Origin of the sequence: Ensifer sp. ENS09 (genome assembly GCF_014852425.1) — a bacterium.
Classification (GTDB): Bacteria; Pseudomonadota; Alphaproteobacteria; order Rhizobiales; family Rhizobiaceae; genus Ensifer.
This window is the reverse complement of sequence record NZ_JACVBP010000002.1, coordinates 802,195-817,679: the sequence shown is the minus strand read 5'-3', so window position 1 is coordinate 817,679 and position 15,485 is coordinate 802,195. Positions and strand designations below refer to the sequence as shown.

At 61.7% G+C, this 15,485-nt stretch carries 16 protein-coding genes; all 16 read left to right on the top strand.

Annotated elements, in window-relative coordinates:
• Nucleotides 1–66 precede the first annotated feature (66 nt).
• The 16 genes from IB267_RS12085 to fliQ all read left to right on the top strand — a co-directional run bounded on the left by IB267_RS12085 (nt 67) and on the right by fliQ (nt 15,453).
• Nucleotides 67–1,020: a flagellin gene (locus IB267_RS12085; RefSeq protein ID WP_192447852.1), complete on the top strand. Its 954-nt coding sequence runs from the start codon at nt 67–69 to the stop codon at nt 1,018–1,020.
• A gap of 288 nt (nt 1,021–1,308) precedes the next feature.
• Nucleotides 1,309–2,262 carry a flagellin gene (locus IB267_RS12080; protein WP_192447850.1) on the top strand — a complete coding sequence of 318 codons (954 nt, stop codon included), beginning with the start codon at nt 1,309–1,311 and terminating at the stop codon, nt 2,260–2,262.
• Between the two features lie 367 nt (nt 2,263–2,629).
• A complete protein-coding gene (locus tag IB267_RS12075) occupies nt 2,630–3,604 on the top strand; it encodes a flagellin (protein WP_043624928.1) in 975 nt (324 codons plus the stop codon).
• 450 nt (nt 3,605–4,054) lie between these two features.
• Nucleotides 4,055–4,708, top strand: a complete 654-nt coding sequence (locus tag IB267_RS12070; RefSeq protein ID WP_192447848.1) for a hypothetical protein — start codon at nt 4,055–4,057, stop codon at nt 4,706–4,708.
• On the top strand, nt 4,705–5,967 hold the full coding sequence (locus IB267_RS12065; protein ID WP_192447846.1) for a MotB family protein: 1,263 nt from the start codon (nt 4,705–4,707) through the stop codon (nt 5,965–5,967). The genes IB267_RS12070 and IB267_RS12065 overlap by 4 nt, the downstream gene beginning before the upstream one ends.
• Before the next feature lie 5 nt (nt 5,968–5,972).
• Complete coding sequence (gene motC, locus IB267_RS12060; protein ID WP_192447844.1) at nt 5,973–7,274, top strand: chemotaxis protein MotC; 1,302 nt, start codon at nt 5,973–5,975, stop codon at nt 7,272–7,274.
• Nucleotides 7,271–8,686 carry a flagellar hook-length control protein FliK gene (locus IB267_RS12055; RefSeq protein WP_192447842.1) on the top strand — a complete coding sequence of 472 codons (1,416 nt, stop codon included), beginning with the start codon at nt 7,271–7,273 and terminating at the stop codon, nt 8,684–8,686. Before motC ends, IB267_RS12055 begins: the two co-directional genes overlap by 4 nt.
• Complete coding sequence (locus IB267_RS12050; protein ID WP_192448310.1) at nt 8,637–9,194, top strand: transglycosylase SLT domain-containing protein; 558 nt, start codon at nt 8,637–8,639, stop codon at nt 9,192–9,194. The genes IB267_RS12055 and IB267_RS12050 overlap by 50 nt, the downstream gene beginning before the upstream one ends.
• A gap of 269 nt (nt 9,195–9,463) precedes the next feature.
• Nucleotides 9,464–10,135, top strand: a complete 672-nt coding sequence (rem, locus tag IB267_RS12045; protein WP_192447840.1) for a transcriptional activator Rem — start codon at nt 9,464–9,466, stop codon at nt 10,133–10,135.
• Nucleotides 10,136–10,226: 91 nt separating this feature from the next.
• Entirely contained in the window at nt 10,227–11,438 is a 1,212-nt protein-coding gene (locus IB267_RS12040) for a flagellar hook protein FlgE (protein ID WP_192447839.1), read from the top strand.
• 23 nt (nt 11,439–11,461) lie between these two features.
• Nucleotides 11,462–12,892 (top strand): flagellar hook-associated protein FlgK, encoded by a 1,431-nt coding sequence (gene flgK, locus IB267_RS12035; protein WP_192447837.1) that lies wholly within the window; start codon nt 11,462–11,464, stop codon nt 12,890–12,892.
• A gap of 2 nt (nt 12,893–12,894) precedes the next feature.
• Nucleotides 12,895–13,950 carry a flagellar hook-associated family protein gene (locus tag IB267_RS12030; RefSeq protein ID WP_192447836.1) on the top strand — a complete coding sequence of 352 codons (1,056 nt, stop codon included), beginning with the start codon at nt 12,895–12,897 and terminating at the stop codon, nt 13,948–13,950.
• A 34-nt stretch (nt 13,951–13,984) separates the two neighbouring features.
• Nucleotides 13,985–14,332, top strand: coding sequence for a flagellar biosynthesis regulator FlaF (flaF, locus tag IB267_RS12025; RefSeq protein WP_034800744.1), 348 nt, complete (start codon nt 13,985–13,987; stop codon nt 14,330–14,332).
• On the top strand, nt 14,329–14,778 hold the full coding sequence (flbT, locus tag IB267_RS12020) for a flagellar biosynthesis repressor FlbT (RefSeq protein WP_034800746.1): 450 nt from the start codon (nt 14,329–14,331) through the stop codon (nt 14,776–14,778). The genes flaF and flbT overlap by 4 nt, the downstream gene beginning before the upstream one ends.
• Nucleotides 14,769–15,179, top strand: a complete 411-nt coding sequence (gene flgD, locus IB267_RS12015; RefSeq protein ID WP_034800748.1) for a flagellar hook assembly protein FlgD — start codon at nt 14,769–14,771, stop codon at nt 15,177–15,179. The genes flbT and flgD overlap by 10 nt, the downstream gene beginning before the upstream one ends.
• Before the next feature lie 7 nt (nt 15,180–15,186).
• Complete coding sequence (fliQ, locus tag IB267_RS12010) at nt 15,187–15,453, top strand: flagellar biosynthesis protein FliQ (protein ID WP_043624946.1); 267 nt, start codon at nt 15,187–15,189, stop codon at nt 15,451–15,453.
• Nucleotides 15,454–15,485 lie beyond the last annotated feature (32 nt).

Here is a 15,485-nt window from a genome sequence, read left to right as displayed (position 1 = left end):
GATCCGCCATCACCGGGAAGTCCGGTATGTCCCCTAAATCGTCTAAAGTAATCAAGGGACACTCTAATGACGAGCATCATCACCAATTCTTCCGCCATGGGCGCACTCGCCACCCTGCGTTCGATCAACTCCTCGATGGAAACCACCCAGGAGCGCATTTCGTCGGGCCTGCGCGTCGGTTCCGCGGCTGACAACGCTGCTTACTGGTCGATCGCGACCACCATGCGTTCGGACAACAAGGCCCTCTCGGCCGTTCAGGACGCCCTCGGCCTCGGCGCTGCCAAGACCGACGTTGCCTACACGGCCATGGAAAGCTCCAAGGACGTCGTCGACGAAATCAAGAAGAAGCTGGTTGCCGCCAGCGAGCCGGGCGTTGACAAGAGCAAGATCCAGAAGGAAGTCAAGGAGCTGCAGAACCAGTTGGTGAGCATCGCCAAGTCGGCCTCCTTCTCCGGCGAAAACTGGGTCTACACCGACGCCAATAACGCTGCCGGCACCAAGTCGGTCGTCGGTTCGTTCAACCGCGACGCCAAGGGCAATGTCAGCCTGACGACGTTGCAGTTCGACACCAACAAGAGCTCGCTCATCGAAGTCGACACGGCTGGCAACAACGTCACCAACGGCACGGGCCTGCTCTCCAGCAACATCTCCTACACCGACACCAGCGGCGGCGGCACCGGCTCGACCGTATCGCTCTCCTTCAGCGTTCTGTCGCTCGACATCACCAACATGACGACCGGCGCTCTGTCGCAGGCTCTGTCGGGTGTTGACTCGATCCTGACGCAGATGACCGACGCTGCCGCTGACCTCGGTGCGCTTAACAGCCGCGTCGAACTGCAGAAGGGCTTCGTCGATAACCTCTCGGACTCGATCGAGAAGGGCGTTGGCCGCCTCGTAGACGCCGACATGAACGAGGAATCGACCCGCCTGAAGGCTCTGCAGACGCAGCAGCAGCTCGGCATCCAGGCACTGTCGATCGCGAACTCGAACTCGCAGAACGTTCTGTCGCTGTTCCGTTAATCGACGGGCTGAAGGGGGCGGGCCACGGCCCGCACCCGAAGCAAGATACGAAACCGCGCCTCGCAAGAGGCGCGGTTTTTCTTTGTCGCCAATGCACTGATAAAACTTCGAAAAGTTTCTCCGGGTTTTAGGGTTCGTTAACCACGATGGTGTTTGTTGTAACCATCGAAACGACGGGTTGACCCGAACAGATTAGAGCGTCAGCAGGCATGAGGCTGACCGTCGTTTCCCGGTAATCCCGGAATGTCCCTTTCCATTTCATCTTTGCCAACAAGGGGCACTCAGCCAATGACGAGCATCATCACCAATTCTTCCGCCATGGGCGCACTCGCCACCCTGCGTTCGATCAACTCCTCGATGGAAACCACCCAGGAGCGCATTTCGTCGGGCCTGCGCGTCGGTTCCGCGGCTGACAACGCTGCTTACTGGTCGATCGCGACCACCATGCGTTCGGACAACAAGGCCCTCTCGGCCGTTCAGGACGCCCTCGGCCTCGGCGCTGCCAAGACCGACGTTGCCTACACGGCCATGGAAAGCTCCAAGGACGTCGTCGACGAAATCAAGAAGAAGCTGGTTGCCGCCAGCGAGCCGGGCGTTGACAAGAGCAAGATCCAGAAGGAAATCAAGGAGCTGCAGAACCAGCTTCTGAGCATTGCCAAGTCGGCTTCCTTCTCGGGCGAAAACTGGGTCTACACCGACGCCAATAACGCTGCCGGCACCAAGTCGGTCGTCGGTTCGTTCAACCGCGACGCCAAGGGCAATGTCAGCCTGACGACGTTGCAGTTCGACACCAACAAGAGCTCGCTCATCGAAGTCGACACGGCTGGCAACAACGTCACCAACGGCACGGGCCTGCTCTCCAGCAACATCTCCTACACCGACACCAGCGGCGGTGGCACCGGCTCGACCGTATCGCTCTCCTTCAGCGTTCTGTCGCTCGACATCACCAACATGACGACCGGCGCTCTGTCGCAGGCTCTGTCGGGTGTTGACTCGATCCTGACGCAGATGACCGACGCTGCCGCTGACCTCGGTGCGCTTAACAGCCGCGTCGAACTGCAGAAGGGCTTCGTCGATAACCTCTCGGACTCGATCGAGAAGGGCGTTGGCCGCCTCGTAGACGCCGACATGAACGAGGAATCGACCCGCCTGAAGGCTCTGCAGACGCAGCAGCAGCTCGGCATCCAGGCGCTCACGATCGCCAACTCGAACTCGCAGAACATCCTGTCGCTGTTCCGTTAATCGATCGGCCGAACATGACGGGCGATCTTCGCCCGTCACTTCGAAAAGAAGCCGCACATCCCCCGTGGATCGTGCGGCTTTTTCCTTTTGCGCTCCGGTATTCCATGGCCACCAGGCGTCGCCGGCGTCCGTTCCAAGCGAACCGCGCCCACCTTAACGTTTCGTCCATCTTCCCTTATTTTTGTTCACCTTTGTTACTGACTTCCTAACGGTGTTAACCGTTTGTTAACTATGAGATCGTTACATATTCGTTAAGAGCGAAGGGTCGCCTCCAGGGCAAAACAGGGGCGATTCGCATGATGCCAGTCCCATCGCTGCCGGTAACACTCCGGAATGTCCTTATGAATTCAATCGGGACAGGTGACCAATGACCAGCATCATGACCAACACCGCCGCCATGGCGGCTCTCCAGACTTTGCGTTCGATCAACTCCGACATGGCCGAAGTCCAGGACCGCATCTCCTCGGGCTATCGCGTGCAGACAGCCGCGGACAACGCCGCCTATTGGTCGATCGCAACCACCATGCGCTCCGACAACGCGGCGCTCTCCACCGTTCAGGACGCCCTCGGCCTCGGCGCCGCCAAGATCGACACGGCCTATGCGGCGATGAATTCCTCGATCGAGGTCGTCAGCGCGATCAAGAGCAAGCTCGTCGCGGCGAGCGAGCCGGGCGTCGACAAGCTGAAGATCGACAAGGAAATCTCCGAGCTCAAGAACCAGCTCATCTCGGCCGCACAGTCTGCATCGTTCTCCAGTGAAAACTGGCTCTACAACGCCGCGACGGCCCCCGTCGGCACCAAGTCGGTTGTCGCCTCGTTCAACCGTGACGCCAACGGCAACGTGTCGGTCACCACGCTCGACTTCGACACCTCGCAGTCAATGCTGATCGACAAGCAGAATGCGAGCCGCGGCATCCTGACCCGGAACTACGACGCCTCCCAGCTCACCTCTCCTCCCGGCACGGCGGGCGCACGCCTGTACCACCTGATCGGCGCGCCGGCGACGACGCCGATCGGCACGACGGCGGAAATCAAGCTGACCGCATCGACGACGCCTGCCGAAATGTCCGACATGATCAGCGTCGTCGAACGTATCCTCAACCAGTTGACGGATGCCGGCTCCACGCTCGGCGCCATCACCAAGCGCATCGAGCTGCAGGAGGGCTTCATCGCCAACCTGATGGATACGATCGACAAGGGCGTCGGTCGTCTGGTCGATGCCGACATGAACGAGGAATCGACGCGGCTGAAGGCGCTGCAGACGCAGCAGCAACTGGGCATCCAGGCGCTCTCGATCGCCAACACCAATTCCGAAAACATCCTGCGCCTGTTCCAGCAGTAAGGCGCGAAGGCGGACCGCGGCTGCAAACGGCCGCCGATCTGCCAAACTGAGCCCATCGCCCCGGTGTGGGTGACGGCACTTTGAGTTCTGCCACGTCGTCGGTCACGGCACCCGGTGGAAACTGTTGGACCGCGCTAATTGCCCTGGCGCGGTCCAACACATTCATTTTCGCACAAGTTTGACCGAATAGCCTTCCCTCGCAGTCCTGTCGGATGACTGCCGGCCAAAATGACCTTTGCGCCGTCGCCTGCATCGGATCGTTCCGGGACCAACCGACCCCGGATCGCGCCGATGTACGTCAAGAATGCTGGGTTCGCCGTATCCGACGGTCGGGCCCGAGGGAGACATGTCAGCAGTGCCAGGAGCAATGGAAGTCCGCGCCAGGGAGCGCCGCCTCTCAAGCAGATGGGGATCGCCGCATTGCCGCAGGTCCGCTGCAGGGGGCCGGCCATGAGTGCAATGCTCTCCCGCTATCTCAAGGACTTCAGCGCGCCGAAAGTCGAGCTGTCGCTGATGCCGCCGAAATATTTCCCTGATCTGGATGCCGACTATGCCGATGGCGAGCGCCTCGGCGCGAGACCCGCCATGCCGGAAATCGATATCGATGCGGAGCGCCGGAGAGCCTTTGCCGAAGGGCGGGCCGAGGCGACCGCGGAACTCGTGTTTGAACACGAAAAGCAGATTGCCGAACTCCAGGCGGCGCACGCGGCCGAACTCGAGGCGCTGACGCGGCGCTTCGAGGAGGAAACCGCGAACCGTCTGGCGCAGCGCATCGACGAAATGACCGAAGGGCTTGCCGTCGCACTCGGCGATCAGGCCGCTCGCGTGCTTGCACCGGTCATGGGCGATGCCCTCATGCAGCGCGCCGTTGCCGATATGGCGCAGATGCTGCGCCAGGGCCTTGTGGCCGGCGAAGGCAGCACCATCGTCGTCAAGGGCCCGGCGTCTATCTTCGAGGCGCTGAAGCGCCAGCTCGGAGAAGACTTGCCGTCCTTGCGGCACGTCGAATCCGACGATGTCGATCTCGCCGTCGAGATGGATGGCACCATCCTCGTGACGCGCATGGCCGCCTGGGCCGATACAGTTCGGAAAGTTCTCGCATGAGCGACGAAAACCACCACAACGGCAAGCACGAGATCATCATCGTCAAGCGTCACAGCGGCAGCCATGACGGCCACCATGGCGGCTCCTGGAAGATCGCCTATGCCGACTTCATGACCGCAATGATGGCCTTCTTTCTCGTAATGTGGCTGATCAATGCCGCCAACGAAGAGACGAAGGCGGCGATCGCTTCCTATTTCAATCCGGTGCAATTGACCGACCAGAAGCCGGCCGAACGTGGCTTGAAGGACCCGGCCAAGGATGCGCAGGGCGAAGAAACGCAGCAGCGTTCGAAGGTCGATGGCGAGCAGGACAAGTCCGGTGGCTCGGCCAAGACCGGCGATCAGCTGACGGCCACGTCGGGCGAAGAGACGAAGTATTCCGACGCGGACTTCTTCGAAAACCCCTATTCGGTGCTTTCCGAAATCGCGCGCGAGGTCGGCCAGCAGGCCAACATCAGCGTCAAGGGTGAGGGCGGTGCGGCCCAGTCCGGCCCGGCCACCGGCGCCGATGGCGGCGAGGCCTATCGTGACCCGTTCGACCCGGACTTCTGGACCAAGCAGGTTGAAGTCAAGGACGCCGGCAACACGGCCGAAACCGTCGCTGCCCTTGCCGACAAGTCGACGGAGCCCGCAGGTGCGACGCCGACTGTAAAGAAGTCCGAGGCGGACGCGTCGGAACAGACGCCCGACGCGGCCGACAAACAGGCCGGTGACGGCAAGGACACGAACACGGGCGCTGGCAAGGACACGGCGGATGCCGCGGCCGGCGAAAAGCCGAAGGCCGAGGCCGACGCCAAGGCGCAGGCGGCCGAACTCCAGGCCGAGCTGAAGAAGCAGCTTGCCGGCGAGGCGGGCCAGCTGGCTGAGGGACTTGTCGTGACGCCCGCTGAAGGCGGCCTGATGGTGACGATCAGCGAGCGCACCGACGCGCAGATGTTTTCCATCGGTTCGGCCGTGCCGCAAAAGGAGCTGGTGCTGGCGATGGAAAAGATTGGCCATCTCCTGGCCGAGCGTCCAGGTGCGGTTGCGATCCGCGGCCATACCGACGGCCGCCCCTTCAAGGATGGCACCTATGACAACTGGCGGCTCTCCGCCGCCCGCGCCCAGAGCGCCTATTACATGCTCGTCCGCGGCGGCCTGAAGGAAGATCGCGTCAGCCAGATCAGCGGCTTCGCCGACCGGCGGCTGCAGATCCCCGGCGATCCCTACGCCCCGGGCAACCGGCGCATCGAGATCCTCCTGCAATCGGCTCCGGGTTAAGCGCCATGCTGAGACGCCTGCGAACCGCTCTGATGGCCTGCTGCGTGCTGGCGAGCCCCTTTGCAACAGGGGCTGCCAGGGCGAACGATATCGAGGAGCTCGCACCCTTCAAGATGATCCGGTCGCTGCAATATGTGCAGGACTCGGTCGTCCTTGGCGACCATTCGGCGATCGAAATGCAGCGCTTCATGCTGGGCGCAATCGACAAGCGCCTGCGTGCGGCCGACGCGACTGTCTTCCGTGATCCGCGCAACGTCGATGCGGCGCTGGTCTATGCGATGAGCGGCGGCAATCCGGAGACGTTGAAGTACCTAGCTGATCACGACGTGGCGGGGAACTTCGATTCCCGCGTCACCGACGCGCTGACGCAATATCTGAACGGCAAGGGCGGCCTGATCGTCGAGAACCTGTCAAAGGCCGCGCCTGAATACCGCAGCGCCCGCATCGGCCCCTATCTCTACCTCATCCTCGGCAATGCGACGTCGCAGCAGGATCCGGTGGGCGCGATGAAGTACTACGATTGGGCCCGTCTCGCGGCCCCGGGTACGATCATCGAAGAGGCTGCCCTGCGCCGCTCGGTCTTCCTCGCGGTTCAGGCGGGCGACGCGGACAAGGGCTTCCGCTACGCGCTGACCTATGCCCGCCGCTACCTGACGTCTCCCTATGCCAGTCAGTTCGCGGATGTCTTCGTCGAACTAGCCGTCGCCCATTTCGATGGCGAAGCGCAGGGGCGGATCTCGGAGATCCTCGGCTTCATGGACGCGCCGCGCCAACGCGAAGTCTTCCTTCGCGTCGCTCGCCGCGCGGCGATCGCCGGCAAGCAGGAGCTTGCGAAGCTCGCCTCTGAGCGCGCCGAGGCGCTCGGCGCCGACGGTGCGGCGCAGCCGAAACTGCTCGCCAGCTTCTATGCCGGATTGGCTTCGGTGCCCTCCAACGACGTCTTCGCCGCGACGGCGAGCCTGGCGGCGATTTCAGACGCGGAGCTTTCGCCGCGCGACCGCGCCTTGCGGGACGCTGCAAAGGCGGTTGCGGACGCCGTCGTTCGGCCACCTGCCGGTGAAAGCCTCACGCAAGCGTTTGCGTCTAAACCCGATAGACCGGTCGAAGCGAGTGCGTCGGCCGCAAGCGAGGAAACTGGCAGCGGTATGAGCCCCTTTGGTAGCGCGCAGACCCCGGCGGTATCGCCGACGACTGTGGCTGCATCCGGCGCTGACGAGGTTGCGGACCCGGAGCACGATGGCTTCGTTGCGAAAGGACGATCGAAGATCGAAGAGATCGACGCTCTCCTCAAGGGAGATGACAAATGAGGGCTGAGGACACTCTGCGCATGCCTCCGGCGCCTGTCGGCACGGGAAACGGACGAACGGGCGGCAAGGAACAGGCCGGTGGTGCATCGGCCGGCGCGTTTGAAGATGCCGTGGCCAGTGCCGGGCGACAGAAAAACAACGACCAGCCGGGTTCAGGCAAGGGTGGCAACGACGCCGCTGCCGGCAGCGGCGCGGAGGCGGGAGCCTTGATCGACAAGGACAATATTGCCAAGGCCGCAGGCAGGGCCGCGTCACGCAGCATCAGCCTCGGTCGCAACGAACAGTTCGACGAGCACGCGCTGCGCGACCATTTCCAGATGGCCGAGCGCGGCGTCGGCGGCAAACGTGCCGTCGACAAGGCCGATCCGGCCAAGACGGCTGCCGTGTCCGACGATCTGGCGCAAGTGGCGGCTGATGACGAACTCGCCGAGCGGATCGCTGCGCTGACGAAGGGCACTGGCAAGGCGCCGGCAGATCGCCCCGCGGTCGATACCGACGCCAACGCTGGCGGCGAGGGCGCAGAAGCCAAGCAGACAAAGACGGCGATGGACGATCTGCTGACGCTGCTCGGCGGTGCCCAGACGGCACAGCCTCAGGGACAGACGGCGGCCGCGCGTCAGGCAGCGGACAGCCAGATTGAAGCTGCAGTGCCGGTTGCCGGTGGCAGCGAGCATAGCGCGAAAGCCGAGGCACAGGCAGGCGAGAGCGATCCCGATCGGCTCTTCCGTTTCGCCCGGGCCGACGGCAAGGGACAGGCCGTTTCCATGAGCCTTTCGAAGGACGGTGACGCGGCGTTCGACGCCGCCCGTTCGCAAGGCTCCGCCAAGGTCGAGAACGTCACCGTGCTCGAGGCACGGCGTTATCTCGGCATCTCGATGAGCCCGAACACCAGTGCCGTGGCGGACGCCATTGCTGGCGAGGCCACCAGTTCCCTGCAGCCAAGTGCTGCACTCGCTCAGCCGGGTGCGTGGACGCAGGCCGGAAAGACGCTCAACACCCTGAAGATCCAGCTTCACCCGATCGAGCTTGGCCTCGTCACGGCCACGCTGCGCCTGAAGGACGACGAACTGCAGGTCGAACTCAAGGTCGAGACCGGCGACGCCTTCCGGCAGCTGCGCGACGACCAGAACGATCTGGTCAAGGCGTTGCGCGCTCAGGGCTTTGCGGTCGACCAGGTGAACATCGTGTTCAACTCCAGTGGCGACACGTCGTCGGGCGGCGGCTCGCAAGCCCAGGCCCAGGCACAAGCCGGGCAACAAGGCCGAGATCGCGCCGATGGCAACGGCCAGGGACGACAGCAGCGACAGGACGACAGCCAGTCTTCGGCGGCGGAAAGGTGGGTTGGCAATGGCGGGACGGAAGATGCGGCTGCCGGCACTGAGCGCTCTCGTACTGGTCACGTCTACATGTAGTGCTTTTGCGAGCGCAGACGCCGGCGTCTGCGAGCGCGAGATCATCAGCGCGGCGGCGAAGTACGATATCCCGGCCGGGATCCTCTATTCGGTCGGGCTGACCGAAACCGGCCGCAAGGGATCGCTTCAACCCTACGCGATGAACATCGAGGGCAAGGCCTATTTCGGCAGCAGCGAACAGGACGTTCTGACCCAGTTCGGCAACGCGCGGGCGCAGGGCGCCAAGCTCATCGATCTCGGCTGCATGCAGATCAACTATTACTTCCATGGCGAGCATTTCAGCTCGCCGCAGGAGATGCTTGACCCGCAGAAGAATGTCGAATATGCCGCACGCTTCCTGGCCAATCTCCATGCGAGGCACGAGACCTGGACGATGGCCGTTGCGCGCTATCACGCGGGCCCGAACAACGACCCGGCGCAGAAGAAATATGTCTGCCGGGTGATCGCGAATCTCGTCGCGACCGGCTACGGCAAGTGGACGCCGAACGCCACGCAGTTTTGCCAATAAGCAACCAAAAATTGTATTAGCATCCGGTTTGTCGCATTGTGGCGACAATGCGCGGACAATGTGACCGCAAGCGATTTGTCGTAGTCCGTTAACTTTTCCACATTATTTTAGTGTCGCCTCGGGGCGGGTGCCACTAGATGTAGATCAAATCGGCGAAACATGGTTAATCAATTATTAATTCCACCCAGTAACTTCCTCTAGTTGTTCATGAATCCCTCGATTCGTACCTCTCAATCAGTGCGGAGCCATACTGATTCGGAGGCGGGCGAATGATCGTAGTGGTTGATGAAAGAGAGCTGGTGAAGGACGGGTATGCGTCCCTCTTCGGACGTGAAGGTATTCCCTCGACGGGATTCGATCCCAAGGAATTTGGAGAGTGGGTAAATGCGGCTGCCGATTCGGATATCGATGCCGTGGAAGCCTTCCTGATCGGTCAGGGCGATACCACCTTCACGCTGCCGCGGGCCATCCGCGATCGCTCGATGGCGCCGGTCATCGCGATGAGCGACACACCGTCCCTCGAAAATACGCTTGCACTCTTTGATTGCGGTGTTGACGACGTCGTGCGCAAGCCGATTCACCCCCGCGAAATCCTCGCCCGGGTCGCTGCGATCCGCCGGCGCCTGAAGGCGATCGCCAACTTTACCGACATCGGTCCGATCCGCGTTTTTGCCGACGGCCGTGATCCGGAAATCAACGGCGATGTCTTCGCCCTGCCGCGCCGCGAGCGCCGCATTCTCGAATATTTGGTCGCAAACCGCGGCCGTCGCGTCTCCAAGTCGCAGATCTTCAACGCGATCTACGGGATCTTCGACGAGGACGTCGAGGAAAACGTCGTCGAAAGCCACATCAGCAAGCTGCGCAAGAAACTGCGCAAGAAGCTCGGTTTCGACCCGATCGATTCGAAGCGTTTCCTTGGCTACTGCATCGACTGGAACTGAGTGCCACGCCAATGGGCGGGCACTGGACCAAGACAGGTTCACGCAAGGCCCGCTTCCTAGTGTCGCCGTAACAAGGAAATGAGGATCCGATATGAGTCTCTATGGCAGCATGAGAACGGGTGTGTCCGGTATGAACGCCCAGTCGAACCGTCTGGGTACCGTCGCCGAGAACATCGCGAACGCCAACACGACCGGCTACAAGCGCGCCTCCACTGAGTTTTCGTCGATGATCCTGCCTTCGGGCGGCGGCAACTACAATTCCGGCGGCGTCGAGACGCAGGTGCGCTACAGCATCTCCCAGCAGGGCGGCACCAGCTACACGACGTCGGCCAGCGACCTTGCCATCAACGGCGGCGGCTTCTTCATCGTTTCGGGCAATGGCGGCGAGAACTTCCTGACGCGCGCCGGCTCCTTCGTGCCGGACAAGAACGGCAACCTCGTCAACACGGCCGGCTTCACGCTGATGGGCTACGAGTACAAGGCCGGCGTCGATCCGACCGTTGTCGTCAACGGCTTTGACGGCCTTGTGCCGGTACAGCTCAAGGACGAGGGCCTCGTTGCGGCCGGCTCGACCAAGGGTACGATGGAAGCAAACCTGCCCTCCGGCGCGGCCGTCGGCGATCAATCGAAGACTTCGATGGTCGTTTACGACAGTCAAGGCAACACCCGCATTCTCGACTTCACCTACACGAAGACAGGTCCGAACGCCTGGGGCCTGAACGTTGTCGATCGCACGTCGGGCACGACGGTCGGTACCCAAACCATGACGTTCGACGCGGCCGGCAAGCGCACTGGCGCCGTCCCCGCGACACTCACCACGACGGCCATCAACAACCTGCCCGGCACCGGCGCCAATCTCGGCGCAATCACGATCGACACCACCAAGACCACGCAGCTCGGCGGCGACTTCAGCAGCACCGGCGGCGGTATCGACGGCTCGAAGCCGAGCAAAATGTCAGGCTTCGAGATCGACAAGGAAGGGATCGTTTACGTCAAGTACGGCGACGGCAACCTGATCCCCAAGTTCCGCATCGCGCTTGCGACCGTCCAGAGCCCGGACAAGCTGCAGCCGCAATCTGGCAACGTCTATTCGCAGGGGGCAGATTCAGGCGTTATCGTCACGGGTTTTGCGGGCTCTGGCGCTTTCGGCAACATCCAGTCCAAGGCGCTCGAAAACTCCAACGTCGATATCGCCAACGAGCTGACGTCGATGATCGAGGCGCAGCGCAACTACACGGCAAACTCCAAGGTGTTCCAGACCGCCTCGGACCTGCTTGACGTGCTTGTCAACCTGAAACGGTAATTGAAAGAGATACGGTCCGCGTCATGTCGCTGTCCTCCGCAATATCCATCGCACAGCAGGCCTTCAGCAACACGGCGCAGCAGACCGCGATCGTGTCGAAGAACATCGCGAATGCGGGCAATGCGGATTATTCGCGTCGCCTTGCCCTCTTGGGCAGCACCGGCAACGGTGCGCAGGTCGTATCCATCTACCGGGCACAGAACGAGGCGTTGCTCAAGCAGAGCATCGCCAGCATCGGCGAAGCCTCCGGCCAGGCGCGGCTTCGCGAAGGCCTGGAACTCTTGAAATCGGGTCTCGGCGGCAACAACTACGAGACTGCGCCGTCGAAGCTGCTCTCGGAGTTTCGCAACAGCCTGCAGACGCTGGCGTCGACGCCGGGCAACAAGACGATCGCGGCGGCTGCGGTCACCAGCGCCCAGGACCTCGCCGACTCCCTGAACAAGACTTCTGCCAACGTGCAGAACATGCGCGAAGATGCCGACAAGGAAATCGCTCTTGAGGTCGACAAGCTGAACAGCCTGCTTGCGGACTTCGAGCGGGTGAACAACGAGGTCAAGTCGGCGACGGCGACGGGAGGCGACGCAAACGACGCGCTCGACCAACGCGACAAAATCCTGAAGCAGATTTCGGAGATCGTCGGCATCTCCACCGTGACACGCGGCAACAACGATACGGTGATTTTCACCACCGACGGCACGGTGCTTTTCGAGAACATTCCGCGCCAGGTGACGTTTGCGCCGACAACGACGTATGACGCCACCGTGACCGGCAACAAGATTTTTGTCGACGGCGTGCCGATCGCGCCCGGAAGCGGTGCCGATACGACCGCCAAGGGCAAGCTTGCGAGCCTCGTGCAGCTGCGCGACGATATTGGGCCGAAGTTCCAGTCGCAGCTGGACGAGATCGCCCGTGGTCTCGTCGAGCTCTTCAAGGAGGGCGGCCAGCCCGGTCTCTTCACTTGGGGCACAGCCGCGGTGCCTCCGGCAGGAACTGTCGTCCCAGGCCTGGCGTCGAAGATCACGGTCAATGCGCTGGCGAAGGCCAACCCGCTTCTTCTGCGTGATGGCGGATTCAACGGCGTGGTTTCGAACCCCGGCGGTGCCGGCAATCCGAGCCCCGGCTACACGGGCCTGCTCGATGGCTTCATCAACAAGATGGGTGAGAACATGTCGTTCGACCCGTCGACCGGTCTCGATGGAACCAGCAGCCTGCTGAATTTTGCGACCGGTTCGGTCGGCTGGCTCGAGGAGACACGCAAGACCGCCTCGGCCGCTGACGACAACAAGCGCGCGATGCTCTCACGCACTCAGGAAGCGCTCAGCAAGCAGACCGGCGTCAGCATCGACGAGGAACTGTCGCTGCTGCTCGATCTCGAACAATCCTACAAAGCATCGGCCAAGCTGGTGAGCACCGTGGACGCCATGATGGCGGCCCTGATGGAAGCTGTGAGGTAATCATGAAGACGTCCTACGTTTCTAATCTGGCGATCCAGACCGCCATGCGCATGACGATTCAGCAGAACCAGATGGATCTGCTGAAGGCAACCCAGGAACAGACGACCGGTCGGCACTACGACGTTGGCCTGACGCTTGGCGCGACGGCTTCGCGCTCGCTCAACCTTCAGCGCGAGATCGACCGTCTGAACTCGATGAAGAGCACCAACTCGGTCGTAACCCAGCGCCTCTCCGGCTCGCAGGGCGCGCTGGAAACGATGGCGAAAGCGGCCGAAAAGGTGCGCGACACGCTCGTTACCTACAAGGGTAACGATGCCGCGAGCCAGCTGAAGATCCAGAAGACCGAGATCATGGGCGCGCTGCAGACCTTCACTGCGGCTGCCAACACGTCCTTCAACGGCGAGTTCCTGTTTTCGGGCATCAATACCGACGCCAAGCCTGTCGCCGACTACACCGCTACGTCTGCGGCAAAGACGGCCTTCGACACTGCGTTTACGGCGTTCAAGTCCGCCAATGGCATCACGTCCGACGACCAGATCACCGCCGCGCAGATGAAGACGTTCATCACCGGTCTGGAAACGAGCTTCATGGATACCACCCCCGGGGGGTATTGGGACACCAACTGGTCGGACGCATCCAGCCAGAACATGACGAGCCGGATCAGCGCCAGCGAGGTGATCGAAAGCTCAACCAACGCCAATACCAAGGGCTTCCGGATGTTCGCGCTGGCAAGCGTGATCTCGGCCGAGCTGATGGACAAGAACATTACGCCTGACGCGCGTGCCGCCGTAGGCACCGCGGCTCTGGACTATGCAGAGCAGGGCATCGCCGCGCTCAACGGCGAACGCAGCCAGCTCGGTATCTCGGAATCGCGCGTGAAGAAGGCGAACACCTCGATCGACGCGCAGCTCAAGCTGGTCAACACGCATGTCGCCGATCTCGAAGGCATCGATCCGATCGAGACATCGACCCGGATCAACACGCTCAAGGTGCAGTTGGAAACGTCCTATACACTAACGTCGCGACTACAGCAGATGAGCTTGCTCAATTTCCTCTAGTGTGAGGAGCCGGACAAACATGAAGGATGTCTGAATGTACCAATTTTCCTATGCCGAGATCATGGAGGACGGCGTCGCCGACTCCAAGAATCGGGAACGGCAGGTACTCGATCGCTCGATCGCGCTCATGGAAGCAGCGAAACAGCAGAAAGGGTATTCGAGAGAGGCCATCGAGGCCATCTACTTTACCCGGCGCCTGTGGATCCGTTTCATCGAAGATCTGCGTGCTCCGGAGAACCAGCTGAACGAAGAGCTGCGCGCCAATCTGATTTCGATCGCCATCTGGATACTCAACGAGACGGAAAAGATCCGCAAACGCGAATCCTCCAACTTCCAGGGCATAATTGACATTACCACCATCATCAGGGATGGACTGAAATGAAGAGCACACTGCGTATCTCGCTGAAGTCGGGCGAACGGATTTTTGTAAACGGCGCGGTGCTGCGCGTGGACCGGAAGGTCGCGGTCGAGTTCCTGAACGATGTGACGTTCCTGCTCGAAAACCACGTGCTGCAGCCGGAAGACGCAACGACGCCGCTGAAGCAGCTCTATTTCATCGCGCAGATGATCCTCATCAATCCGGAAGGCGCCGAGCAATCGACCGCCATGTTCCGCAAGTCGATCGTCATGCTCTTGAACTGCTTCAAGAACGAAGAGATCCTTGCCGAGCTGAAGCGTGTTGACGGCCTGGTGACCAACGGTCGCGCCTTCGAAGCGCTCAAGGCGATCCGCGGCCTCTACGCCATCGAAGACCGCATCCTCAACACGCAGGAAATCACGCCGGCAACGGTCGAGCAGATTCGCAAGGAGATCGCACCATGGCGGTAAGCGGCGTCAGCAACAACGGCTACACCCCGAACGTTTCGGCTCAGGATTCGGGCGGCGACGCCGCCAAGGCATCGCTCAACTACGAGAGCTTCCTGAAGCTGCTCGTCGCCCAGATGAAGAATCAGGATCCGACGCAGCCGATGGATGCGACGCAGCAGATCGCGCAGCTTGCGACCTTCTCGCAGGTCGAGCAGACGATCAAGACCAACAAGAACCTTGAAAGCCTGCTGCAGCGCACGTCGCTGAGCGAAGCGGACGCCGTCATCGGGCGCACTGTCACCAGCGAAGACGGCAAGACCACTGGCGTGGTTAAGGAAGTGAAACTATACTCTGACGGAATCATTGCGGTGCTGGATAACGGCAAGGAGCTTGTTATCGGCCCGGGCGTCAAGGTGAAGTGATAACTCCATGAATGAGGCGGATGCCCTCGATATCGTACAGGCCGCGATCTGGACCGTGATCGTGGCCTCGGGGCCCGCCGTTCTCGCCGCGATGATCGTCGGCGTTGTCATCGCCTTCATTCAGGCGCTGACCCAGGTCCAGGAAATGACGTTGACCTTCGTCCCGAAGATCCTCGCCGTCATGATCACGGTTGCCGTGTCCGCGCCCTTCATCGGCGCTCAGATTTCCATCTTTACCGACATCATCTTCTCGCGCATTCAGTCCGGATTCTGATCCCGCACCGCCGGCCAGCGGCCAGCGACGCC

Excerpts from the sequence above, each read along its gene's own strand:
- IB267_RS12085 (WP_192447852.1), top strand. The coding sequence starts at position 67 with ATGACGAGCATCATCACCAATTCTTCCGCCATGGGCGCACTCGCCACC.
- IB267_RS12080 (WP_192447850.1), top strand. The coding sequence starts at position 1,309 with ATGACGAGCATCATCACCAATTCTTCCGCCATGGGCGCACTCGCCACC.
- IB267_RS12075 (WP_043624928.1), top strand. The coding sequence starts at position 2,630 with ATGACCAGCATCATGACCAACACCGCCGCCATGGCGGCTCTCCAGACT.
- IB267_RS12070 (WP_192447848.1), top strand. The coding sequence starts at position 4,055 with ATGAGTGCAATGCTCTCCCGCTATCTCAAGGACTTCAGCGCGCCGAAA.
- IB267_RS12065 (WP_192447846.1), top strand. The coding sequence starts at position 4,705 with ATGAGCGACGAAAACCACCACAACGGCAAGCACGAGATCATCATCGTC.
- motC (WP_192447844.1), top strand. The coding sequence starts at position 5,973 with ATGCTGAGACGCCTGCGAACCGCTCTGATGGCCTGCTGCGTGCTGGCG.
- IB267_RS12055 (WP_192447842.1), top strand. The coding sequence starts at position 7,271 with ATGAGGGCTGAGGACACTCTGCGCATGCCTCCGGCGCCTGTCGGCACG.
- IB267_RS12050 (WP_192448310.1), top strand. The coding sequence starts at position 8,637 with ATGCGGCTGCCGGCACTGAGCGCTCTCGTACTGGTCACGTCTACATGT.
- rem (WP_192447840.1), top strand. The coding sequence starts at position 9,464 with ATGATCGTAGTGGTTGATGAAAGAGAGCTGGTGAAGGACGGGTATGCG.
- IB267_RS12040 (WP_192447839.1), top strand. The coding sequence starts at position 10,227 with ATGAGTCTCTATGGCAGCATGAGAACGGGTGTGTCCGGTATGAACGCC.
- flgK (WP_192447837.1), top strand. The coding sequence starts at position 11,462 with ATGTCGCTGTCCTCCGCAATATCCATCGCACAGCAGGCCTTCAGCAAC.
- IB267_RS12030 (WP_192447836.1), top strand. The coding sequence starts at position 12,895 with ATGAAGACGTCCTACGTTTCTAATCTGGCGATCCAGACCGCCATGCGC.
- flaF (WP_034800744.1), top strand. The coding sequence starts at position 13,985 with ATGTACCAATTTTCCTATGCCGAGATCATGGAGGACGGCGTCGCCGAC.
- flbT (WP_034800746.1), top strand. The coding sequence starts at position 14,329 with ATGAAGAGCACACTGCGTATCTCGCTGAAGTCGGGCGAACGGATTTTT.
- flgD (WP_034800748.1), top strand. The coding sequence starts at position 14,769 with ATGGCGGTAAGCGGCGTCAGCAACAACGGCTACACCCCGAACGTTTCG.
- fliQ (WP_043624946.1), top strand. The coding sequence starts at position 15,187 with ATGAATGAGGCGGATGCCCTCGATATCGTACAGGCCGCGATCTGGACC.